This window comes from Actinomadura sp. 9N215 (assembly GCF_044326345.1).
In the GTDB taxonomy this organism is placed as follows: domain Bacteria; phylum Actinomycetota; class Actinomycetes; order Streptosporangiales; family Streptosporangiaceae; genus Spirillospora.
On record NZ_JBIRBA010000012.1, the window covers coordinates 44,739 to 67,173 of the forward strand.

At 72.6% G+C, this 22,435-nt stretch carries 21 protein-coding genes and 1 pseudogene; 10 read left to right on the forward strand and 12 right to left on the reverse strand.

All coding sequences use genetic code 11. The features are described 5' to 3' along the window. Window positions 1-123: 123 nt before the first annotated feature. Window positions 124-975 carry a DoxX family membrane protein gene (locus tag ACH34T_RS20810; RefSeq protein WP_395993840.1) on the reverse strand — a complete coding sequence of 284 codons (852 nt, stop codon included), beginning with the start codon at window positions 973-975 and terminating at the stop codon, window positions 124-126. Between ACH34T_RS20810 and ACH34T_RS20815 the strand changes: the two genes are divergently transcribed. Together ACH34T_RS20815 and ACH34T_RS20820 are read left to right on the forward strand one after the other, a co-directional pair. Beyond that, window positions 974-1,825 carry an SOS response-associated peptidase gene (locus tag ACH34T_RS20815; RefSeq protein WP_395993841.1) on the forward strand — a complete coding sequence of 284 codons (852 nt, stop codon included), beginning with the start codon at window positions 974-976 and terminating at the stop codon, window positions 1,823-1,825. The genes ACH34T_RS20810 and ACH34T_RS20815 overlap by 2 nt on opposite strands. Before the next feature lie 77 nt (window positions 1,826-1,902). Further along, window positions 1,903-2,229: a TraR/DksA family transcriptional regulator gene (locus ACH34T_RS20820; protein WP_395993842.1), complete on the forward strand. Its 327-nt coding sequence runs from the start codon at window positions 1,903-1,905 to the stop codon at window positions 2,227-2,229. A 105-nt stretch (window positions 2,230-2,334) separates the two neighbouring features. Here the strand turns inward: ACH34T_RS20820 and ACH34T_RS20825 are convergent, their stop codons facing one another. After that, window positions 2,335-3,108 (reverse strand): class I SAM-dependent methyltransferase, encoded by a 774-nt coding sequence (locus ACH34T_RS20825; protein ID WP_395993843.1) that lies wholly within the window; start codon window positions 3,106-3,108, stop codon window positions 2,335-2,337. A 179-nt stretch (window positions 3,109-3,287) separates the two neighbouring features. Between ACH34T_RS20825 and ACH34T_RS20830 the strand changes: the two genes are divergently transcribed. The 5 genes from ACH34T_RS20830 to ACH34T_RS20850 all read left to right on the forward strand — a co-directional run bounded on the left by ACH34T_RS20830 (window position 3,288) and on the right by ACH34T_RS20850 (window position 8,943). Next, window positions 3,288-4,040: a sigma-70 family RNA polymerase sigma factor gene (locus ACH34T_RS20830; protein ID WP_395993844.1), complete on the forward strand. Its 753-nt coding sequence runs from the start codon at window positions 3,288-3,290 to the stop codon at window positions 4,038-4,040. 83 nt (window positions 4,041-4,123) lie between these two features. Beyond that, window positions 4,124-4,447 carry a mycothiol system anti-sigma-R factor gene (rsrA, locus tag ACH34T_RS20835; protein ID WP_395993845.1) on the forward strand — a complete coding sequence of 108 codons (324 nt, stop codon included), beginning with the start codon at window positions 4,124-4,126 and terminating at the stop codon, window positions 4,445-4,447. 20 nt (window positions 4,448-4,467) lie between these two features. Further along, a complete protein-coding gene (locus ACH34T_RS20840) occupies window positions 4,468-5,397 on the forward strand; it encodes an NAD-dependent epimerase/dehydratase family protein (RefSeq protein WP_395993846.1) in 930 nt (309 codons plus the stop codon). Window positions 5,398-6,006: 609 nt separating this feature from the next. Further along, on the forward strand, window positions 6,007-7,533 hold the full coding sequence (locus ACH34T_RS20845; RefSeq protein ID WP_395993847.1) for an HD domain-containing phosphohydrolase: 1,527 nt from the start codon (window positions 6,007-6,009) through the stop codon (window positions 7,531-7,533). Window positions 7,534-7,557: 24 nt separating this feature from the next. Further along, entirely contained in the window at window positions 7,558-8,943 is a 1,386-nt protein-coding gene (locus tag ACH34T_RS20850) for an HD-GYP domain-containing protein (protein ID WP_395993848.1), read from the forward strand. 59 nt (window positions 8,944-9,002) lie between these two features. Here ACH34T_RS20850 and ACH34T_RS20855 read toward each other — a convergent pair. Then, window positions 9,003-10,706, reverse strand: a pseudogene (locus ACH34T_RS20855) (cytochrome c oxidase assembly protein); the annotation flags it as partial. A 144-nt stretch (window positions 10,707-10,850) separates the two neighbouring features. Here ACH34T_RS20855 and ACH34T_RS20860 point away from each other — a divergent pair. After that, window positions 10,851-12,254: an SPFH domain-containing protein gene (locus ACH34T_RS20860; RefSeq protein WP_395993849.1), complete on the forward strand. Its 1,404-nt coding sequence runs from the start codon at window positions 10,851-10,853 to the stop codon at window positions 12,252-12,254. Here ACH34T_RS20860 and ACH34T_RS20865 read toward each other — a convergent pair. The 5 genes from ACH34T_RS20865 to ACH34T_RS20885 form a co-directional block, all read right to left on the reverse strand. Next, window positions 12,246-13,460 (reverse strand): cytochrome P450, encoded by a 1,215-nt coding sequence (locus tag ACH34T_RS20865; RefSeq protein ID WP_395993850.1) that lies wholly within the window; start codon window positions 13,458-13,460, stop codon window positions 12,246-12,248. The genes ACH34T_RS20860 and ACH34T_RS20865 overlap by 9 nt on opposite strands. Window positions 13,461-13,591: 131 nt before the next feature. Next, entirely contained in the window at window positions 13,592-14,191 is a 600-nt protein-coding gene (locus tag ACH34T_RS20870) for a GTP-binding protein (RefSeq protein ID WP_395993851.1), read from the reverse strand. Beyond that, entirely contained in the window at window positions 14,169-14,534 is a 366-nt protein-coding gene (locus ACH34T_RS20875) for a DUF742 domain-containing protein (RefSeq protein WP_395993852.1), read from the reverse strand. The genes ACH34T_RS20870 and ACH34T_RS20875 overlap by 23 nt, the downstream gene beginning before the upstream one ends. Next, window positions 14,531-14,965 carry a roadblock/LC7 domain-containing protein gene (locus ACH34T_RS20880; RefSeq protein WP_395993853.1) on the reverse strand — a complete coding sequence of 145 codons (435 nt, stop codon included), beginning with the start codon at window positions 14,963-14,965 and terminating at the stop codon, window positions 14,531-14,533. The genes ACH34T_RS20875 and ACH34T_RS20880 overlap by 4 nt, the downstream gene beginning before the upstream one ends. Next, complete coding sequence (locus ACH34T_RS20885) at window positions 14,962-16,323, reverse strand: ATP-binding protein (protein ID WP_395993854.1); 1,362 nt, start codon at window positions 16,321-16,323, stop codon at window positions 14,962-14,964. The genes ACH34T_RS20880 and ACH34T_RS20885 overlap by 4 nt, the downstream gene beginning before the upstream one ends. Before the next feature lie 285 nt (window positions 16,324-16,608). Between ACH34T_RS20885 and ACH34T_RS20890 the strand changes: the two genes are divergently transcribed. Together ACH34T_RS20890 and ACH34T_RS20895 are read left to right on the forward strand one after the other, a co-directional pair. Continuing rightward, a complete protein-coding gene (locus tag ACH34T_RS20890; RefSeq protein WP_395993855.1) occupies window positions 16,609-17,532 on the forward strand; it encodes a helix-turn-helix domain-containing protein in 924 nt (307 codons plus the stop codon). 198 nt (window positions 17,533-17,730) lie between these two features. Next, window positions 17,731-18,768 (forward strand): LysR substrate-binding domain-containing protein, encoded by a 1,038-nt coding sequence (locus tag ACH34T_RS20895; protein ID WP_395993856.1) that lies wholly within the window; start codon window positions 17,731-17,733, stop codon window positions 18,766-18,768. Here ACH34T_RS20895 and ACH34T_RS20900 read toward each other — a convergent pair whose 3' ends face one another. The 4 genes from ACH34T_RS20900 to ACH34T_RS20915 all read right to left on the reverse strand — a co-directional run bounded on the left by ACH34T_RS20900 (window position 18,769) and on the right by ACH34T_RS20915 (window position 22,304). Beyond that, window positions 18,769-19,569 carry a hypothetical protein gene (locus ACH34T_RS20900; RefSeq protein WP_395993857.1) on the reverse strand — a complete coding sequence of 267 codons (801 nt, stop codon included), beginning with the start codon at window positions 19,567-19,569 and terminating at the stop codon, window positions 18,769-18,771. A 1-nt stretch (window position 19,570) separates the two neighbouring features. Continuing rightward, complete coding sequence (locus ACH34T_RS20905; RefSeq protein WP_395993858.1) at window positions 19,571-20,143, reverse strand: papain-like cysteine protease family protein; 573 nt, start codon at window positions 20,141-20,143, stop codon at window positions 19,571-19,573. Window positions 20,144-20,424: 281 nt separating this feature from the next. Beyond that, window positions 20,425-21,651: a sensor histidine kinase gene (locus tag ACH34T_RS20910; RefSeq protein WP_395993859.1), complete on the reverse strand. Its 1,227-nt coding sequence runs from the start codon at window positions 21,649-21,651 to the stop codon at window positions 20,425-20,427. Further along, window positions 21,648-22,304 (reverse strand): response regulator transcription factor, encoded by a 657-nt coding sequence (locus ACH34T_RS20915; protein WP_395993860.1) that lies wholly within the window; start codon window positions 22,302-22,304, stop codon window positions 21,648-21,650. Before ACH34T_RS20915 ends, ACH34T_RS20910 begins: the two co-directional genes overlap by 4 nt. Window positions 22,305-22,435 lie beyond the last annotated feature (131 nt).

The following is a 22,435-nucleotide window of genomic DNA, read 5'->3' on the forward strand; positions in this document are numbered from 1 at the left end:
GGAAGTACGGGACCGTTCCCGTTCACGGTTCAACGGATTTGAGGCTCTCTTAAGGTTCTCTTCGGAAAGCCGGCGCTTCTCTCCGGGAAGCGGGCGCGACTCTTCGGGGAAGCGGGCGGGACGTCAGCGCTTGACGGCCTGCCTGACCTTGCCCGCCTGGACGGCCGTCCCCGCCTTCACGGACCGCCCGGCCTTCATCGCCCTGGCCGCCTGCGCCGCCGTCCCGGCCCTGACCGTCTTCCCGGCCCGCGCGGCCCGCCCCGGCTTGGACGTCCGCCCCGCCCAGAACGCGCTGCCGGCGTTCTTCATCGCGCCGCCGCCCGCCTTCATCGCGCCGCCCGCCTTGCCGATCCGGTACGCGCCGCTCGCCTTCGCGGACCTCGCCGCCTTCATCGACTTCGCGGTCCGCCTGGCGGCCTTGCGCCCGCCCTCGGCGCGGGCGACGCGGATCTGCCTGGCGGCCTCGCGGCGCGCGTCCCGGAGCGTGAGGGCCGCCTCGCGGCGCAGCGCCTTGGCCTCCGCGCCGCTCTTGATCTGCGCCTCCCGCACCTGGCGGCGCACCTCGGCCGTCCGCGGCGCGCGGCGCGGCTCGGACGCCGCCATCAGCAGCGCGCCGAACAGCCCGGCGTTCTTCAGCAGATGGGACCGCTCGCCGGCGCGGCGCTCGGGGTCGTCCTCCGTCCAGTAGCGGTGCTCGGTCGCCAGCACGGGCACCAGTTGCGCGGCCAGCAGCAGCGTGGTGAGCCGCCGGAACTTCCCCGTCAGCAGCAGCGCGCCGGTGCCGAGGCTGAGCGCGCCCTGCATGCGGACGAGCGTCTCGGCGTCCTTCGGCAGCCAGTCGATCCGGTCCGCGACCGGCTTGACCGACGGACCGACCCGCTCGGCGCGCTCGCGCGGATCCCGGATGGCGTCCAGGCCGTTCATGATGAAAGGGGCCGCCACGAATGGGCGGGCCAGAGTGGTGATGGGTCGCATGACCCGCTACATGCCCAGCGCGCCGCGCCTCAAGCGCGGCAGGATGGGAGCCATGTGCGGACGCTATGCCACCACCCGCGCGCGTCAGGAGCTGCTGGACGAGTTCCAGGTCCAGCTCGACGCCGTCGACGGGGACATCCAGCCCGATTACAACGTCGCCCCGACCAAGCAGGTCCCGGTCGTCCTCAACAGGCGCCCGAAGGACGCGCCCGAGGAGGAGCCGGCGGTCCGGCAGCTCAGGACGGTCCGCTGGGGGCTCGTCCCGTCCTGGGCGAAGGACATGTCGATCGGCTCGCGCATGATCAACGCGCGGTTCGAGACGGTGCACGAGAAGCCGTCGTACCGGCGCGCGTTCGCGCGGCGGCGCTGCCTGCTGCCCGCCGACGGCTACTTCGAGTGGTACACCCTCCAGGACCAGGGCGACACGCCCGACCCCGCCGAGGGCGAGAAGAAGGCCAAGAAGAAGAAGCCGCAGAAGCAGCCGTTCTTCATCCGTCCGAACGACGGCGCGATCATGGCGATGGCGGGCCTCTACGAACTGTGGAAGTCGCCCGAGGACGAATGGCTCTGGACGTGCACGGTGATCACCACCGACGCGCCCGACGACCTCGGCCGCATCCACGACCGGATGCCCATGATCGTAGAACCGGACCGGTGGGACGCCTGGCTCGACCCGGCGCTCACCGACACCGAGCAGGTCCGCGGCCTGCTGGTGCCCGCGATGGCCGGGACGATGGACGCCTATCCGGTGTCGAAGGCGGTCAACAGCGTGAAAAACAACGGGCCCGAACTCATAGAACCGGCGGCTTCTGGGGATAGTTCTGGAAACCATTCCGGCAGTTTGTTCTGACCGCTCCCGCAGCGGCGGCGGCCGGAGCCCCCGCTCCCGCATCGCCCGGAATCCCCACCGGGAGGAGTCGCAGCATCGTGGACACCGCCGTAGCCCGCTCCCGCCTGGAGTCCATGCTCGACGATCTGGACCGCTCCATCGCCATTCTCCGGGGGGAGAGCCCCGAGCGCGACAGCTCGGCCGCGGACGCCGGGGCCGGCCTCACCGCCCACGACCGCGTGGAGGCCGCCCTGGAGTCCCTAGAACGCCACCGCCGCGCCGTCGCCGCGGCCCTGGACCGGATCGTCGCCGGCACCTACGGCCGGTGCGTCGGCTGCGGCCGTCCCGTCCCGGAGGGCCGCCTGGAGGCCCGCCCCGACGCCGCCCGCTGCCTCCCCTGCCAATCCGAACACGACCGGCGCTGACTCCCAGGGGGGCGACCCCCTGGAACCCCCGACCCGCCGGCGCTGGGCGCCTCCGGCCGCACGACCCGTGACCCCGGTTGGGTTCGCGCGCGTTATTCGCGCGCGTTAGGTGCGGCGGCGGGCGCTGGCCAGGAGGTGGATTCCCAGGGACTCGTCGGCGTGTGGGGCGTTCAGTTCGGTGCGGACGAGTCTCGGCAGCGCGCGGGGCGACTCGCCGAGGACGTGCTCGACCGTCGAGGGGGACAGGACGGTCCGCGGCCTGATCCACTCGACTTCGAGGCCGGCGTCGGCGAGCAGCTCGCGGAGCTGGTGGGCGGAGAAGGAGCGGGTGATCGTCCCGTCCGGCCAGGGGACGAGGACGACCTCGGCGCTCGGGACGTCGGACAGGTGCGCCCAGTAGTTCCGCTCCGCCAGCAGCGCCATGCCGAGGGTGAGGGAGTCGACGCAGAGCAGCACGCGGCCGCCGGGGCGCAGCACGCGGGCGATCTCGGCGACCGTGGCCTCGGTGGCGAGGTGCCGGGACAGGACGCGGTTCTCGGCGATCACCGCGTCCACGGCGGCGTCGGTGAGGAAGGCGAGCGTGCCGGTGTCGCCGATCAGCGGGATCGCGGCGCCCTTGGCGGGACGTTCGGGCGCGTCGGCCCGCATCGGGTCGCGCACTTCGAGGACGGTGTGGCCGGCCTCGGCGGCCTGGGCCGCGCAGCGCCCGCCCGAGACGTCCAGGACGCGGGAGGGTCTGCGCGGAAGCCATCGGGTGAGCTGGGCGGCCGCGACCGCCCAGTAGAACGTCCAGTAGCGCGCCAGGGAGTCCCCGGAGATGTCGCGCAGGCTGGCGATGGTGGGCTCGGGAGGTTCCGCCGGTCGCAGCACCGGATGCACCACTTGCTCCTGTTCTCGCCGTATATGTCAGGTCTTCCCCGTTGCGGGTGATCATCACCCTCCGTGTAGGACGGGGACGCGCCGGCCCGGGTTCTTTTCGTCACTTCCTGACGGGGAATCGGCCGGGACGTTGCGGTGTTGCACCGACGCACAGGCAAGTACAGCGGAGGTGCACACCGATGACCACAGCCGTTGCGGATCAGCAGCGGAGACCGCGCGAGGACGCGCGGGCACCCGCCCGCGTGGGCAGGCCGCGCGGGCCGATATCGTCTGTGGGGAACGACGCCGCCGGCCGAGTCAGGGCCACGGGCGCCACAGCCGAGGGGGTGGGTCAGGTACAGGGCACCACGGAGACCGTGGAGCAGCGCCAGGAGCGGTTCCAGCGCGACGTGCTCCCGTTCTTGGACCAGCTGTATTCGGCCGCGCTGCGCATGACGCGCAACCCGGCGGACGCCGAGGACCTCGTCCAGGAGACGTTCGCCAAGGCGTTCGCGTCCTTCCACCAGTTCAAGGAAGGCACCAATCTCAAGGCGTGGCTCTACCGGATCCTGACCAACACGTTCATCAACTCCTACCGCAAGAAGCAGCGCCAGCCGCAGCAGGCCGCCACCGAGGAGATCGAGGACTGGCAGATCGCCCGCGCGGAGTCGCACACGTCCAGCGGGCTGAAGTCCGCCGAGGCGGAGGCGCTGGAGCACCTGCCCGACACGGACGTGAAGCGGGCGCTGCAGGAGCTGCCTGAGGAGTTCCGCATCGCCGTCTACCTCGCCGACGTCGAGGGCTTCGCGTACAAGGAGATCGCCGAGATCATGGGCACACCCATCGGCACGGTGATGTCCCGCCTGCACCGGGGCCGGCGCCAGCTGCGCGGCATGCTGGAGGACTACGCTCAGGACAGGGGACTCACCAGGACGAGCGGGGGTTCCCTATGAGGAGCGCAGCGAACCGGGGGGTGTGGGGGGTCGTCCCCCCACGGGCAGGACGGCAGAGCGCGGCGATGGAGGGTGAGTGAGCCATGAGCTGTGGCAACCACCATGAGACTCCCTGCGACGAGGTACTGGCGCGGGTCTACACCTATCTGGACGGCGAGCTCGACCAGGGCGGCTGCGGCGAGGTGCGCGAGCACCTGGACGAGTGCGGTCCGTGCCTGCGGGAGTACGGGCTCGAAGAGGCCGTCAAGAAGCTGGTGAACAAGTCCTGCGGCTGCGAGTCGGCGCCGAGCGACCTGCGCGAGAAGGTGCTCGGCCGCATCGAGGAGATCTGCGGCGAGATCAAGGAGTCCGGCGCGGCGGACAAGTCCGTCGCCTCCGGGACATCCGAGACGTCCGGAACCGCCTGACCACCGGTATCGTTCTGCGGGTGCTCGCACTCGTCACCGGCGCGGCCGGTTTCATCGGATCCCATCTCGTCGACCGGCTGGTCGCCGACGGCCATGAGGTCATCGGCGTGGACGACCTGTCGTCCGGCGGCAACGTCCGTCCCGGCGTGGAGCTGTGGGAGATGGACGTCACCGACCCGGCGCTGGCCGAGAAGGCCGCGGTGCGGCGGCCCGAGGTGATCTGCCATCTCGCGGCGCAGGTGAGCGTGCGCCGCAGCGTGGCCGACCCGCTGCACGACGCGCGGACGAACGTGGTCGGGACCGCGAACGTGCTGGAGGCGGCGCGGGCCGCGGGCGGTCGCAAGGTCGTGTTCACGTCGAGCTGCGCGGTGTACGGGGTGCCGGACGCGCTGCCCGTCCCGCCGGACGCCGAGCTGCGGCCCGCGTCCCCGTACGCGGCGTCGAAGGTGTCCGGCGAGGTGTACGCGCGGATGTACCGCGAGCTGCACGGCATCGACTTCACGACGTTGACGCTGGCGAACGTGTACGGGCCGCGGCAGACGCCCGAGGGCGAGGCGGGCGTCATCTCGATCTTCACCGACGCGCTGCTGGCGGGCCGTCCGACGACGGTGTTCGGCGACGGCACGCAGACCCGCGACTACGTCTACGTGCTGGACGTGGTGGACGCGTTCGCCCGCGCCGCCGGCGACCAGGGCGGCGGGCTCAGGCTCAACGTCGGCACCGGCGTCCAGACGACGGACCGCGACCTGCACACGCTGGTCGCGGAGGCGGCGGGCGCGCCGGACGATCCGGAGTTCGCGCCGCCGCGGCTGGGCGACCTGCCCGCGATGTCGGTCGATCCGCGGCGGACGGGCGAGGCGCTCGGCTGGGCGCCTGAGGTGGGCCTGCGGGAGGGCCTCGCCGCGACGGTCGCGTGGGCGCGGGAGCGGAACGCGCCGGCGCACCGTTGAACGCCGGATCGGGCCGGGAGTAGCGGTTTTCGCATTCTTTTCACATGGTTATTCGGATGGTATTGCGGATGCACGTGCATTGGCGTTGTCAACGGATATCGTCCACATCCGTAACCCGCATTCGAGTAGGACAAATGATCACTTAAGGTGACGATAAGTTCACGCTTTGCTCACGTTTTCCCGCATGCCTGTGTGACCTGGGCCCGCCACGTTAGGCTTGTGCCGAAATCAGCGACGGGAGCACGTGCATACCCGTGAATTCGGGGTATGTGCTCCGCCGGAAGCCTGGACCGTCCCGGTCCCGGCGATCGGCCGCGAGGCCGGACGGCCCGGTTCGCGGGGGGAGGCAAGGAGCCATGCTCAAGCGCGTGACGCCGGCGGGAAACGACCGGCGCCGGAGCGCCTCGACGTCGTCGCTGATGATGTCCGAGGGCGTGTCCTGGGTGTAGGTGACAGGTGCCGAGAGGCACGCGTCAGCCCGGTGACGGCCCGCCAATCGTCACTGAACACTCTTCATCTCCGGTAGGCCCGCGCGGGATCGGCAAGCCCGCACAGGCCGCACATCGCGGATCGGCCGGATGAAGGGCGTTCCCTCCCTGAGGGGCGGCAATGCGTGGACTACCTCTCGCTGCCTGGGCGTACATCTGCGGCGTTGTCGCCCTCGCGGCCGGCCTCATCGCGACGTCCTCCTTCGCGGACATCGAATGGGACAAGCTCGCCGTTCTGGCCCTGCTGTTCCTCATCTGCGACTCCGCGCCCGCCCGGCTGAACGTCGAGCGGGCCAGGGTGTCGATGAGCTTCGCCGCCAGCCTCGCCTCGGTGGTCCTGCTCGGCCCGGCCGGCGCGGCACTCCTCGGCTTCTGCGCCGTCGTCACGGGGCAGCGGTTCTTCGCGCCGGTCAAGCGCATCTTCAACGGCGGGCAGCTCGCCCTCAGCGGCTTCATCGCCGGGACGGTCTTCGACCTGCTCGGCGGCGACCGGTTCCAGCCCATGCAGGCCCGCTGGGTCGAGAACGTCATCGGCCCGTTCCTCGGCGCGCTCGTCACGTTCGTCCTCGTCAACCTGGCGCTCATGGGCGGCGTGCTGCTGCTCAGCCGGCAGGCCACGCCCCGCGAGCTGCTGCACGAGAGCGGCCGGCTCGCCGTCGGCTGCCTCGGCTACGGCATGGTCGGCCTGCTCATCGCCGGGCTGTGGCCGCGCGTCGGGCCGTTCGCCGCCGTCCTCGTCCTGCTGCCGCTGCTCATCGCGCGGTGGGCGATGGACCAGGCATACGTGCAGCAGCAGGCGCACTCCGCCACCCTCGCCGCGCTGTGCCAGGCCGTCGAGACCAAGGACTACTACACCCGCGGCCACTCCGAGCGCGTCTCCCGCGGCTCGGTGATGATCGCGCAGGAGATCGGGATGCGCGCCGACCGCGTCGAGGCGATCCGCTACGCAGGGATGCTGCACGACGTCGGCAAGCTCGGCGTCCCGACGAAGGTGCTGCAGAAGAACGGGCCGATGACCGAGGAGGAGTTCGCCGCGATCCAGCTGCACCCGATGCGCGGGCTGGAGATCGTCCGGGAGATCGGGTTCCTGGACGAGGCGCTCGCCGGCATCATGCACCACCACGAGAAGATGAACGGCCGCGGCTACCCGATGGGCCTCGCCGGGGACGAGATCCCCGAGTTCGCGCGGGTCATCGCCGTCGCCGACGCGTTCGACTCGATGACGTCCACCCGCTCCTACCGGCCCGCGCGCAGCGTCGCCGACGCCGTGGCCGAACTGCGCCGCAGCATGGGCGACCACTTCGACCCGGCGATGGTCGAGGCGTTCCTGCGGGCGCTCGAACGCGACCCGTGGGTCCCGCCGGACCCGGTCGTCCTGCCGGACGACGACGTCGTCGAGACCACCCAGCAGGACCACGACGATCCGAGCACGCCCCTCCGGGTCGCCGGTGACGAGGCTCGGCCCGGTGACGAGGCTCGGTCCGGTGACGACGTCCGGTTCGGTGAGGACGCCCGGCCCGGCGACGGAGCGCTGTCCGGTGATGAGGCGGCGTCCATCGGGGAGGCGCGGGCCGGTGAGGACGCGCGGCCGGGCGGCGAAGCGCGGTCCGGCGGCGGGGTGCGGCCGAGCGACGAAGTGCGGCGGTGACGGACGTCCCATGAGCACGCAGACATGAGCGGTGAGAGCCGCGCCCGGGACCGGGCCGCCTGGCAGACGATCGACTCCGGCCAGCTGCTGCTGATCGCGACCGCCGGGCTGTTCATCGTCGTCGCCATCGCGCACGTCGCCGCCGTCGGCCTGCGGCAGCCCAACGTCGCGATCATCTTCGGGGTGCTGATCGCGCTGGGCGAGCTGTTCCGGATGGTGATGCCGGGCAACCGGGAGGTCGCGCCGATCGCCAGCGCCGGTGCGATGGGGTACGCGCTGCTCATCGGGATCGGGCCCGAGGGGGCGCCGCCGGACGCGCGGCTCGGCGTCGTCGCCGCCGACCACTCGGCGCTGCAGGTCGTCGCCGTCACCGCGGCGGGCATGCTGGTCGGGTCGCTGCCGCACATCGCGGTCGGCCGGTCGCCGCGCCCCGACGCGATGGCGCGGCGGCTGTTCAACGTCACGGTCGTCGCGCTGTGCTTCCGTCCCGTGCTGTCGGTCGACCTGCCGTGGCCGCTGGTGCTGGCCGTCATGGGCGTCGTCGTGATCGCGTCGTGCTTCACCGACGTGTTCATCGCCGCGGTGATCAGGGCGGAGGCCGTCCGGGCGCGGTTCGGCATCGCGCTGCGGGACGAGGTCGAGGCCAAGCTGGCGCTGTGCGCCGCGACCAGCGCCACCGCCATGCTGATCGCGGTGGCGACGACCGCGATGGGCGAGGCCGCGCTGCTGATCTTCACGGTGCCGATCCTGGTGACGCAGTTCGCGTTCCGCCGGTACGCCGGGATCCGCGCGACGTACCTGCAGACCGTCCGGGCGCTGTCGCGGGTGACGGAGGTCGGCGGCTACGTCGAGACGGGGCATTCGCGGCGGGTGTCGCGGCTCGCGGTCGCGATGGGGCGCGAGCTCGGCATGTCCGAGGAGGAGCTCCTCGAACTGGAGTACGCGGCGCTCATGCACGACATCGGGCAGCTGTCGCTCGGCGACCCGATCCCGGGCGGCGCGACGGTGCTGGCGTCCCCGGCCGAGCAGCGCCGCATCGCCGAGCTCGGCGCCGAGGTGATCAAGCAGACCGGGGTGCTGGACCGGGTGGCGCACATCGTCCAGCTCTCGTCCCATCCCTACCGGACGGGCCACGACCTGTTCGACGACGACCCGTCCGGCGCGGGCGGCTCCGGCGGCGCGGCGGGCTCCGGGGGCGACCCGGCCGGCGAGGGCAGGCCGGTTCCGCCGCCGCTCGCCGGGCGCATCATCAAGGTCGCCAACGCCTACGACGACCTGGTCGGCGACTCCTCCGACCGGGACCGCGGCGCCGCCGTCCTTGAGCGGCTCAGGCTCGACTCCGCCGCCGAGTACGACCCGACCGTGGTCGAGGCGCTCAGCCGTGTCGTGGACCGCCGTCCCCGCCAGTAGCGCCCGCCGGGCACCCGCCTGCCGAGCAGCCGCCTGCCGAGCGGCGGGGCGAGCGTGACGGCGGCGGCGGCCGTCCAGAGGAGCAGCGCGCCGAGGTGCTGGTCGTCCAGGGGGGCCGGGCCCCAGCGCCGGCCGAGGTCCTCGTACCAGTCGCCGCGGACGGTCCCGTCCAGCATGAGCGCGATCCCGGCGATCGCGTGCAGCGGCAGGACGGCGACGGGGACGAGGGTCCCGGCCGTCCCGTGGAAGAACGCCAGCCCGATGATCAGGAAGCCGAGCATCGCGACCGAGTGCAGCGCGTGGTTGGCGAGGGCGGCCCCGAACAGCGGCGACACGTACCACGCGTAAAGGCTCAGCAGGAGCAGCGCGGACGCGACCACCGGATGCGTGAGCGCCCGGAGCCCGCGGCTCCCCGCCGCGGCGGCCAGAAGGTCCGCGCTCTCGCCCCGCATCGCCCGCATCGCCAGCCGCAGCGGCGCCCCGTACAGGAGCAGCAGCGGCCCGGCCACCCCGACGAGGACGTGCTGAACCGCGTGCGCGCTGAACAGGACCATGCTGTACCGGGATATGCCGCTGCCGGTGGCGAGCAGCACGACCAGCAGCCCGCCCGCCCAGGACGCGCTGCGCCGCCACGGCCAGTCCCGGACGCGCGCGACGCCGACCCCGTACAGGACGGCGCCCGCCGCGATCAGCACGAGGAACAGCGGATCGATCCACCAGTCGAGCAAGTAGGGGCGCAGCCCGGCGGGGCCCGGGAGCGGGAAGCCGAGACGCAGCGCGACGACGTCGAGCGTGCCGGGCGGGTTCTCGGGCGGCGGCGTGCGGGCCAGCCCGGTCGCGAGGGCCATGGCCGCCGCCATGACGAGGATCTCGACGGCGCCGAGCCGCACGAAGGCCCGCATGCCCCGGCCGTCCGACAGGGCGGGGATGGTCGCGCGGCGGTGCCACCATCCGATCGCGCCGAGGGCGGCGAGCGCCGCGATCTTCGCCACGACTACCACCCCGTACCGCGACCCGAGGTGGACGCCGCCGAGCCGCACCCAGGCGTTCACCGCGCCGCTCACCCCGACGACAGTGAACGCCACCAGCGCCAGCGCGCTGTACCGTCCGACGACTTGCGCGAGCCGTCCGGGCACGTCCGGCGCGACGGTGACCAGCGCGACGAGCCCGCCGATCCACAGCGAGACGCCGACGACGTGCGCGACCAGGCTGTGGACGGCGAGCGCGTGGTTCGACGCGTTCGCCGCGTGCCCGGTGAACAGCGGCGGCAGGAGGCCGAGAAGCGCCCCCGCCAGCAGGTACCCCGCGGCGTCCTCGGCGCGCGGCAGGCTCGCCGCGACCGAGAGCGCGACCGCGGCCGCGAGGACGAGCAGCAGCGCCCGGCCCTGCGGCAGTTCGAGGAGGAACGTCCGCATCATGTCGCCGGTGACGCCGGTGAACCCCGTCCCGAACAGGTCGAGGACGGTGAACACGATCAGCGCCAGCGTGCACAGCGCCCACGCCAGCGCGGTCAGCGACACGGCCCGCAGGCAGCGGCCCGCCGTGGGCGACGGCGGACGGACGAACACCGCCGCGACCAGCAGCCACCCGACCGTGAGCACCGCCGCGACGTTCACGCCGAGCTTGGCGACCGAGAGCCCGACCTTGGTCAGCGCCCCGGCCTGCGACAACCCGGGCGCCGCCGTGTCGCTGAGCGCGCCGCCGAGCCGGACGACCAGCGCGAGGACGACCAGCGCGATCGCCACGGCGCCGATCGCGAGCATCGGCCTGTCGCTCGCGGGTGCCTGCCGCCCGGTCGGGGGAGCCTGCCGCACACGTGTCGTCACGGCCGGAGATACGGATAAACCCGTCCGGAAGGTTCAGCCGGCAATAAGGTACCGCCAACTGATCAGGGGCGAGGGAGCGAGATGAGCGGTTCCGACCAGGGCAACACGTATCTGGAGAAGGTGGTCGCGCAGCAGGCGGTGCTGGAGGACGACCTGCGGTCCAGGCGTTCGCCGGTGCCCGCGCCGGCGGGCGTCGCGCCGCCGCCGCCCGGGCCGATCGCCAAGCGCAACAAGGCCCTCGGCGGCGCGCCCTCGGGCGACGGCCCCGCGCCGGGCCCCGTGGACGTGCGCATCAGCGGCTTCCTGCGGTGGAAGAACGTGCTCGTCCCGCCGAACGCGTTCGTCGTGCACACCCGGCGCGGACGCGACGAGCCCCTGCACATCGGGCTCGGGGTGTCGTTCCGGTTCAACCCGTCCACGGACTCGTTCCTCGTGGTGCCCGGCGCGACGCAGACGATCCTGATCAACGCGTACTGCATCTGCCGGGAGTTGCAGGGCGTGCTCGTCCAGGGCTACGTCCAGTGGATCATCCAGGACTTCCGCACGGCCTACCGCAAGCTCGACTTCGGCGACTCCGACGACCCGATGCGCCTGGTCAACCTGCAGCTCCGCGAGCAGGCGGAGGCCGCGATCAAGGACAAGGTGTCCACGATGGGGGTGCGGGACGTCCTCAGCGACAAGCAGCCCATCATCGAGGAGCTGACCGCCCGGCTCCGCGCGGTCGCCGAAGGCTCCGACGAGGAACACGGCACCGGCGACCAGGGGCTCGGGCTCCGCATCGTCACCGTGCAGATCAAGGAGGCGGTGGTCAGCTCGTCCCGGCTCTGGGAGAACCTGCAGAAGCCGTACCGGGCCGAGCAGGGGCAGATCGCGCGGCTGGCGGAGCTGGAGGCGGAGGAGGCGGTCGCGCAGCGCGAGATGGCCGCCGCGCGGATCAAGGAGACGCAGCGCCTTGAGCACGAGCGGGAGCTGGCGGAGCTGCGCGCCCGCAACGAGTCGCAGCTGTTCGACACGGAGGCGGTGGAGCAGCTGCGCCGCAGGAAGCGGGAGCACGACGACGCCCGCGAGGTCGCCGAGCTGCAGACCGAGACGACGCGGCACGCGCTGCGGATGGAGCGGGAGCGGCACGAGGAGGAGGCCGAGACGGGACGGCTCCGCGCCGAACGCGACCACGAGCTGGCCCGGCTCCGCGCGGAGGGCGAGCTCGCCATCGCCGAGCTGCAGGCCCGGTCGAGGCACGAGCGGGCGCTGCTCGACCTGGAACGGGAGGGGGCACGCGCGGCGATCGAGAACGACCGGACGCCCGCCGCCGTCCAGACCCGGCTCATCGCCTCGCTGCCGGAGATCATGGCGAAGCTGCCCAAGCCGGACGAGCTGCGCACCGTCACCGTCAACGGCGCCGACCAGACCAGCGTCGCCGGCCTGATCACGCAGCTGACGGCCGTCATCGGCGCCCTCCGCGCCGCCGCCGACCGGTCAGAATGACCCGGCGGTCGGCGCGGGCGGGAACGTGACGGGGAGGGCGGTCAGCGCGCGGTGGAACGCGCCCGGCCGCCACTCCAGCTCCTCGGGCTGGACGGCGAGCTCAACGTCGGGAAGGCGGTCGAGGAGCCGCTCGATGGCCACCGACGCGATCAGCCGGGCGTGGTTCTTGGCCGGGCAGGTGTGCGGCCCGCCGGCGAACGCCAGATGCGCCCGGTTGCCCATCCGGTTCGCCTCCCCCCGGGAGGGGTCGGTGTTCGCGGCGGCGTAGCTGATGATGACGGGCTGGTGGGCGGGCAGCCGGTAGCCGTGGAAGTTCACGTCCCGGCGGGGGAACGTCGGGCCGTAGTTGGAGATCGGCGGGTCGGTCCACAGGATCTCGTCCAGCGCGTCCTCGACGGGCAGGCTGCCGCCGGACAGGTCGCCGCCGAACCGGTCGTCCGACAGCAGCAGCCGGATGCCGTTGGCGATGAGGGAGTTCTCCGGCTCGGTGCCGGACGCGAGCAGCAGCCCGACCTGGTTCATGACCTCCTCGTCGTCGAGCCCGGCGGGGTGCCGCAGCATCCAGGACGCGATGTCCGCGCCCGGCTTCGCGCGCTTCAGCGCCACCAGGTCCCTGGCGGCCTGTTCGAGCATGCCGAGGGCCTCCGCGGGATCGTCGACGCCTTCGAGCATGCCGGTCATGCCCTGTTCGAGCCGGCGGGCGATCTCCTGGGGGCAGCCGAAAAGCTCGGTGAACACCAGCAGCGGGATCGGACGGGTGTACTGGGCGATGAGGTCGGCCTTGCCGTCGTCGGCGAACGCGTCGATGAGGCCGTCCGCGGCGTTCTCGGCGTACCCGCGCAGCGCGGCCGGATGGACGCGGGCGAGGCCGTCGACGATCACTGACCGGAAGCGGGCGTGCACGGCGCCGTTGGTGAACAGCGCGTTCGGCCGGGCCTGCAGCATCGGCAGCACCGGGCATTCCGGGCCCACCTCGGCCTCCCACACCTCGCTGCAGCGCGGGAACCGGTCGGGGTCGCGCAGGATCTCCAGCGCCGCGTCGTAGCCCAGGACCAGCGTCGCGGGGACGCCCGGGACCAGCTCGACGGGCACGAGGTCGCCGACGGCGCGCATCCGCTCGTAGACGAGCTCCGGGGACTTGGTGAACTCCGGCCCGTACAGCGGGAACGGGGCCGTTCCGGGGGGTGCGGGGGGTCGTCCCCCCACAGTGACCCGAGCCGTTCCGGGGGGTGTGTGGGGTCGTCCGCCCACAGTGACCCGAGCCGTTCCGGGGGGTCGTCCCTCCGCGATGTTCCGCTCCGGCTCCGGCCCGGCGTCCCCGTGGTCTGGTGCGATGGTCACGGCTGCTCCGTGTCGAGGGTGAGGAGGTGGTCGACGAGCGAGATCAGCGCCTCGGTGGACGACCTGCGATCGCGGGCGTCGCAGGTGACCAGCGGGGTGGCCGCCGCGAGGTCCAGGGCCTCGCGCACCTCGTCCGCCGGGTAGGTCGGCGAGCCGTCGAAGTCGTTGACGGCCACCGCGTACGGGAGGCCCTGCTTCTCCACGAGGTCCATGACGGCGAACGACTGCTCCAAGCGGGTGGGGTCCACCAGGATCAGCGCGCCGAGCGCGCCGTGCGCCAGATCCTCCCACAGCCGGGTGAAGCGTTCCTGGCCCGGCGTCCCGAACAGGTACAGGACGATCTCGTCGGTCAGCGTGAGGCGGCCGAAGTCCATCGCGACCGTGGTGGTCGTCTTGTCCTTGATCCCGGCAAGGTCGTCGACGGTCGCGCCGGCCTGCGTCATCCGCTCCTCGGTGCGCAGCGGGCGGATCTCCGACAGCGTCCCGATGTAGGTGGTCTTGCCGACGGCGAAGTGCCCCACGATGAGGATCTTGACGGACGTCCGGACGGTGTCGGGCAGATGCGGCGGCGGCTCAGAGACGAGCGCGGAGTCCATCGAGCACCTCCTGAAGGAGCCGGACCTTGGGCTGCTGGGCGGGCCTGGCGCCGGGTGCGCCGGCCCGGGTGGTGAGATGCCCGCTGTCGACGAGGTCCGACAGCAGCACCCTGGTGATCCCGACGGGCAGTCCGAGATGCCCGGAGATCTCCGCGACCGAGAGCGCGCCGCCTAAGCACAGCTCCACGATCTGGACCTGCTCGGGGGTGAGACCCGTCCGCGGCAGGTCGCCGGTGGCGACGACGAGGGTGACGACGTCGAACACGTTGCGGGAGGGGCGCGCCCGCCCGCCGGTGACGACGTGCGGGCGGACCAGCGCCCGCTCGTTCCGGCGGGGCGTCATGCGGGATGCTCCGCGCCCGGCCGCGGCGGGCTGGTCATCTCCTTGCCCAGCCGCTGCACCAGTTCCTGGAGCCGGAACGACACCGTCTCCATGTCGACGTGCTGCGTCGCCGACACCGCGAGGTACGCGCCCGGCCCGGCGGCGACGAGGAACACGTACCCGTCGTCGAACTCGTTCACCGTCTGCCGCCAGGTGGTGCCCGGGTCGCCGCAGAACTCGGCGGTCGCGCGGGCGAGCGACTGGAGGCCCGACATTCCGGCGGCCTGCCGTTCCGCGTCGTCCCTGCCGATCCGCTCGGAGTGGGCCATGAGCAGGCCGTCGGCCGACAGCAGGATGGCGTAGCGCGTCTCCGGCATGCGGAGCGCGTCGTCGAGCATCCAGCCGAGCCGGTTCGTGCCGTCGTCCATCGCGCGGTTCAACCCCTTTGTCATGACCGCTGGTCCCCGTCCTCGCCGGCGGGGGCGTCGGTGCCCCGTCCGTCGAGGTCGGGCGGTGCGGCGGCGCGGCCGGACCGCGTCCCGCGCTGCCAGGCGCCGAGACCCGCGGCGGTCTCCCGCGGCGGCCTGGCGGCCGGTTCCGCCCCGCCGGCCGGTGCGGCCTTCGCGGCGCCGCCGGTCGTCCCGCCGGTGCGGCGGGCGGTCGCGACCCGGCTCCGCTTGGGCAGGCCCCCGGCGGTGGACGGCCCGTCCGTCGCGGCGGGCCGTTCGGTGCTCTCGTTCTCGTCCGGACGGGACGGCGACGGCGACGGCGGCGCGGGCGACGCGGGTTCGGGAAGCCGGTCGTCCGGGACGGTGGTGAGCAGCGCGCTCGGCACGAACACCACGGCCCGCACGCCGCCGTAGGGGGAGCGGGAGTCGACCGACACGCGGAACCCGTAGCGGGCGGCGAGGACGCCCGCCACCGCGAACCCGATCTGCGGCGGGTCGCCGAGCCGGTGGACGTCCACGGACGTCTCGCCGGACAGCAGCTCCGCCGCGCGCTGCAGCTCCTCGGCGTCCATCGCCACGCCCGCGTCGTCGATCATGATGGCGACGCCGTTGTGCGTGGTCCGGAAGTTGACCTCGACGGTCGTGTCGGGACGGGAGTGCCGCGCCGCGTTGTCGAGCAGCTCCGCCAGCGTCAGCACGACCGGCTCCACCGCCCGGCTCGTCACCGCGCCGCCGATCGTCCCCTCCAGGTTGACGCGCAGGTAGTCGCGGATCCGGGACGTCGCGCCGCGGACCACGTCGGTCAGCGAGGACGCCGACCGCTGCTGCCCGGGCCACGACCCGCACAGCACCGCGGTGGCCTGGGCGCGCCGGCCGAGCTGCGCGTTCATGTGGTCGACGCGGAGCAGGCCCTCCAGCACGTCCGGGTCGTCGTGGCGCTCCTGCATGGTGGAGATGGCGAGCTGCTGCTCGTTGGCGAGGCTCTGCACGGCGCGCATCATCGCGCGCAGCGTCGACTTCGCGGCCTGGTCGGAGCGTTCGCGGACGCCTTCGGCGGCCCCGGCGAAAAGCTCCATCACGGTCTGCAATGCCTTGTCGTAGGCGGGGGCCTCGCGGGTGAGGTCGTGCAGGGGTCCGGCGACGTCCATGCCCGGGTTCGTCAGCGACTCCATGAGCTCGGGCAGCCGGACGTCCGCCAGGTGCCGCAGCTCCTTCTCGCGCAGGTCGACGCCGCGGGTCAGGGCGGCGTTCCGCGTGCGGAGGGCGGCCGCGTCCCGCCGCTCGCGGACGAGCAGGACCGCAGCGGCGACACCGGCGCCGGCCACGATGACGAACGCCGTCGCCAAGAGGAATGGCTCCATCAGATCCTCGGTGCACACGTTTCGGACGAGGCGGACGGATATGACCGCCTCATGGCCGGGGTGGGGTGGGTTTCCGGGCGGTGCGAATTGATACGCCGCGGTTTCGGCACCGTAGGACGGGAATGCACGTGCGCGCTTGTGCGTGCGCGCAAGGAAACTTGCCGCCGGACGCATCTCATGATCACGCGCCGTCGGAGTCGCATCACTTTCCGCAGGAATCGCCTGATAAAGGGCTGCGGATCCTATACGCTCGCGTGCGCTGGCCGGATCGGCGGAGGAGCCTGCGTGGACGACTTCCTCGGCGGGCCCGTCCGGCGGAGCGGCGGCGCCTACCGGCTCGTCCTCTACCGGTCGGACCGCGCCGACCACCTCAGGACGGGCGACCGGCCGCGCCGCGACGCCGTCCCGGGCCCTGTCCCCGCACCCGTCCCAGGCCGCGATCCGGATACCGGCGCCTACGGGTTCCTGCTGCCGCTGCGCGGCGAGATGATCCTGCTCAGGGACGGCGCCCAGGCGCGGCTCCGTCCCGGGACGGGCGGGCTCGTCTCGCTGACCGCGCCCGTCAGGCTCGTCCCGCACCGGCCGGCCCGCGCGCTCGTGCTGACGATCCCGGCCCACGAGGTCGACGGCCGGCTGCGCCGCGCCGCCTCACGGGCCGCGCCGCTCGCCACCGGCCTCGACCTGTCCGCCGGGCTCGGCCGCGTCGTCGCCGACATGGTCAGGGCCGTCGGCGAGGAGCGCGACCTCCTCACCGCGCGGCAGTTCGACGCCGCCTGCGACCGCATCACCGAGCTGCTGTGCATCCTCGTCGCGGACTTCGGCGCCGTGGAGCACGAGCGGCCGCCCGCGCCGGGTCACCTCGCCGAGGTGGAGGCGGTCGTGCGCCGCCATGTCCGGGAGCACGCCACCGACCCGGGCCTCACCGGCGCCGCGATGGCCCAGGAGCTCGGCTGGTCGCTGCGCCAGATCCAGCTCGCGCTGCAGCGGGCCGGGACGACGCCGCGGGAGCTGATCCGCGAGGAGCGGCTCCGGCTCGTCCGGGACCGGCTGCGCGATCCGCTCGACCGGCACGTCACCATCACCGACCTCGCGCACGCGACCGGGTTCTCCTCGGCGAGCGCGCTCAGCCACGCCTTCCGGCAGCGGTTCGGCGTCAGCCCCCGTGAGCTGCGGCAACAGGAGCGCAGGCGGGCGGCGCGGGGGCGCTGAGCAGGCCTTCGCCCGGGCCGTCCGCACCGGCGCGGCTTGTCGGGGCCTGCCGGGGACGGCCGAACTCCGCCGGATTCGGTTGGCACGCATTTGCAATCGGTGGGGACCGGTCCGGGGTTAACATGCGATGAGATCATGGCAACGGGGCGAAAACGGTACAGGAGCGCGCTCGTGGACCTCGGCCCCCACCATCTCAGAATGATCGAAGCGATCGCCGCGACGGGCAGCATCAGCAAGGCCGCCGCCCGGCTCGGTCTCACCCAACCCGCGGTCAGCACGATGCTGCGCCGCGTGGAAAGCCATCTGGGCGTGCAGCTGTTCGTCCGGTCGCCGGAGGGCGTCACGCCGACCCCGGTCGGGGCGGAGGTCGCGACCCGCGCCCGCGCGGCCCTGGCCAGCATCGACGACCTGAACGCCGCCCTTGCGCACCGGATCCGGGATCCCTCGGCCATGCCGCTGCTGCGCGTCGGGGTGCAGGCGTGCCCGGCGCTGACACAACTCAGCGACCATCTCGGCGCGCTGTCGCCGACGTCGCGGCTGCAGCTGCGCGTCGACCAGGGCGGTGGGCGCATTCCCGCGCTCCTCGCCTCCGGCGCCCTCGACGTCGGCCTGTTCCAGGAACCGGTCGACCATGTCCCGCGGCCCGCGCGCGACGAGCTCGAACGGTTAGTGATCGTGGAGCGCGAGCCCATTCTCGTGGGCGTGTCGTCGTCCAGCCCGCTCGCCGCGCACGACACCGTCGACCTGGCGGACCTCGCCGACCAGGACTGGCTCGACGATCCGCTCGACGACGGCCCGTGGCCCGCCTACGTGCGCGGGGTGTGCGCGGGCGCCGGGTTCCAGCCCCGGGTGCGGTTCTGGTCGAGCGACTGGCAGATATCGTCCTCCCTCATCCGGTCGGGACGCGCCATCGGCCTGTACCAGCCGACCGCGAGCGCACGGGACGGGATCGTGTTCCGGCGCATCACCGGCGACCCGATCGTGCAGCGCATCGTGCTGGTGTGGCGTCCCGAGGCCGAGCAGGCGGCGGGACGGCTGCGCGTCGTCTTCAGTGACATCTACATGGACCTCGTACGGGCTCAACCCGTTTTCAGCGACTGGTGGGCGGACCATCCGGAAGCGCATCCCGTGCTCCCGGTCACCGCGGGACCGGTCGTAGTCGGACCGGTCACCGCGGGCCGGGAGGCGGGTTCCGGAAAGGGGGGCGGTTCCCGGAACCCGCATTCGGGCGGCTAGCTAGGAGCTGCTGCCCTGGCGGCGGCGCCGCGCCACGGCGATACCGGCGGCGGCGGCCATCGCGCCGCCGGCGCCGAGTGCGATCAGCGCGGGCGCCGGGCCCCTGTCCGGCGCCTGTTCACTGACGCCGGTGGTGGGCGAGACGCCGCCGAGCTTCCCGGAGCGCTGGTACGCGGAGCCGGGGAGCTTGTCGGCGTACCTGGTGGAGACCAGCTTCTTGTACGACCCGACCGTCATGCCTTCGCCGACGGACGTCTTGGCGGCGTCGTTGAGGCCGGTCACGCGGCCGTCCTTGAGCCGGTACCAGGCGCGGATCTGCGGCTCGGTGAACACCGTGCCGCCGTTCGCCATCGCCGGGTACGCGGACTCGTCGTTGCCGGAGATGACGTTGGAGACGATCCAGCTCTTGTTGCCGGGCTTCGTCAGCCAGACCGTCGCCTGCTGCCCGGTCGCCGACTTCGCGCCGACCGCCATGTAGACGAACGTCGCGACGGGAGCGTTCGGCGTGCCCTTCACGAAGGCCGGGTTCAGCGAGTACACGCGCTGGACGTCGCCCTGCAGCTGCGGCGCCTTCGCGGCCGCCGCGGCCTTGGAGACCTGGGTCGTCGTCTGACCCTGCTGGTGCTGGTCGAGGTTGACGAAGAACGACCCGAGCCACTGCTTCGTCGCCGGGGACGCCGCGACCTTGGCCGCCGCGGTCTCGTCGGACGACGGCGGCCCCGCGGCCATCGCCGCGTTGCCGCCCAGCAGGACGGTGCCACCGATCAGGGCCGCGGCCGTGACTTTTGCAGTGTTTCGCATGTCAGGCTCCAACCTTGGACAGGGCCTCGCCCCAGCGGAACTGGCCGTTGCTCTGGTAGCTGCTGTGGCTCATCTGCCCGTACCTGGGGCTGGACGGCCACGGGTCGCCGTAGGAGAGCGTCTGGCCGGTGTAGCCGTAGATCACCTGGGCGTGGCCGCCGCCCGCGGTCCAGTAGATGCCGGTCTCGATCGGGCGCTTCGCGTCGATCTCGGTCACCACGGCCTGGTACGACAGCGGTCCGGTGACCGTGCCGGGGGACAGCCCGAGCTTCTGGAAGGCCGTCTGGTCCCACTGCAGGTAGCCGGGCTGGTTCGGGCACTGGCTGCCCTGCTGCCGGTTCCGTGCGAGGTTGCAGAACTCGTTCTGGCTGACGTTGCCCTTCCCGTGGAACTTCGCGATCGTCAGGCCGCTTGCGGCCCAGCACCACTGGTTCTGCTCTTGGACCTCCTGCTGGATCTGGAGGACTCCTGCCGAGGCGACACCGGTCGACGTCGCGAAGGTGGCCGCAGCCACCCCCGCGATACCGACCGCGAGTCGCCTGCGCGCCCGGGCGGGTCGGGTACGCGTTGTCATTGGCTTCCGCCTTTTCTCCCGGCAAATGCCGTGCAACCCCTCACGCGAGCGAGTGCGCCGTCATCCCCTGGCTGGAGCGGTGCACTGCCGCTGCGGGGATGCTGCGCATCGAGCGGTCCCTACCGGTGCCGGGGGAACTCCGGGCTGGGAACCCCGCGTGAGTGGCAAAGGGAACGCAATCAAAGTCCCACCCGTGGCCGAATCCGGGTAATGCCAACAGGTCATAACAAAGCTCTATAACCGGACAAAGCAGGACGGGAGGGACGCGGCGCTGACGAGGGTCACGGCGCCGGCGGGAGGGACACGGTGATATGGAGGCCGCCGGTCTCGCGCGGGACGGCGGTCACGGCGCCGCCGTGCGCCCGCACGATCGACTGGACGATCGACAGGCCGAGACCCGCGCCCTTGGCCGTGACGACACGGTCGTTGTTCAGTCGGCGGAACGGCTCGAAAAGGGCGGGGATCTCGTAGGGCGGGACGGCGGGCCCGGAGTTGGACACCTCAAGGACGGCCTGGTCGTCCCGCGTCCGGCTCACCACCCTGACCCAGCCGGACTCGGTGTTGTGGCGCAGGCCGTTCTCCAGGAGGTTCTGCACCACCCGTTCGAGGAGGAGGGCGTCGCCGGCCGTTATGGCCTCGGCGGCGTCGGTCTCGACGGTGATGCCGGCGTCCTTGGCCTCCAGGGAGGTCTGGGACGTCACATGCCCCACGATGTCCGCAAGGTCGACGGGCGCCCGGGCGGTGATCTCGTTCTCCGAGCGGGCGAGCAGCAGCAGCCCGGTGATCAGGCGCTCGTGCCGCGAGTTGATCTGCAGGAGGGTCTCGCCGAGCTGCCGGACGTCCGGGGACGCCGACTCGCGGTGCATCGCGACCTCGACCAGCGCGCGGCCGAGGGTGAGGGGGGTGCGCAGCTCGTGGGACGCGTTGGCGACGAACCGGCGCTGCCCGTCGAAGGACCGGTCCAGCCGTTCGACCATCGTGTCGAAGGTGTCGGCGAGCTCCTTGACCTCGTCGCGGGGGCCTTCGAGGGCGATGCGCTCGTGCAGGACGCGGTCGGCGGCGGGCGATCCGGCGATCCGGCGGGCGGTCTCGGTGACGCGGTGGAGCGGGGACAGGACCCGTCCGGCGATGAGCCAGCCGAAGGCCGCCGCGGCCCCGCCGACGACGCCGAGCGCGATCGACCCCTGCGTGACCAGCGACGTGACGGCCGCGTGGTGCAGCTCCTCGCGCTGCTTCTGCATCAGCCGTTCGGTCTCGGGCATGAGCGCGAGGTCGTCGCCCAGGACGCGCTGGCCCTGCGGCGTTTTCGTGCCCGTCGGCGTGCTCGTGCCCGTCGGGGCGATCGTGCCCGGGGACTGGTTCATGCGGGTGGTGGCGATGACCTTTCCGCCCGAGCGGGAGAACTGCTGGTCGAACAGCGCGTAGGTGACGCCGAGGAGGACCACCCCGGCGACGAAGAACAGGCCGCCGTAGGTGAGGGTCAGGCGGGCGCGCAGCGACAGCCTCATGGGATCCGGTACCCCGCTCCCTTGACGGTCTCGACGACGGGCGGGTCGGCGAGCTTGCGGCGCAGCTTGAGGACGGTGAGCCGGACGGCCCCGGTGAACGGGTCGGCGTGCTCGTCCCACGCCTTCTCCAGCAGCTGCTCGGCGGACACGACGGCGCCGTCCGCGAGCAGCAGCTCGGCGAGGACGGCGAACTCCTTCTTCGCGAGCGGGACGTAGCGCCCGTCCCGGAACACCTCCCGGCGCGCCGGGTCGAGGGTGATGCCGGCGCGGCGCAGCGTCGGCGGCGCGGCGGGACGGCACCGGCGGGCCAGCGCGTGCACGCGGGCGGCCAGCTCGGGGAACGCGAACGGCTTGGTCAGGTAGTCGTCCGCGCCGAGCCCGAGGCCGTCGACCCGGTCGGTGATCTCCGCGGCGGCGGTCAGCATCAGGACCCGCGCCGTCGTCTCGCCGCTCACGATCTCGCGGCAGACGTCGTCGCCGTGCACGAGCGGGAGGTCGCGGTCGAGGACGACCACGTCGTAGTCGTTGACGCCGACGCGTTCCAGCGCCGCCGCCCCGTCGTAGGCGAGGTCGACGGCGTGCGCGCCGTCCCGCAGCCATTCGGCGATCGCGTCGGCGAGGAGCCGTTCGTCCTCTACCACCAGCACCCGCATGGGCCCTCCTTCCACACCTCTACCACTCGCGATGGTGCCCGACGGGCTGTTTCGTTTCCGTTAGTGATCGCGCCCGGACCCGGGGAAACGAGGGGGAAACGTGCGGGCGGGTTGCATCGCTCATCGTCCGG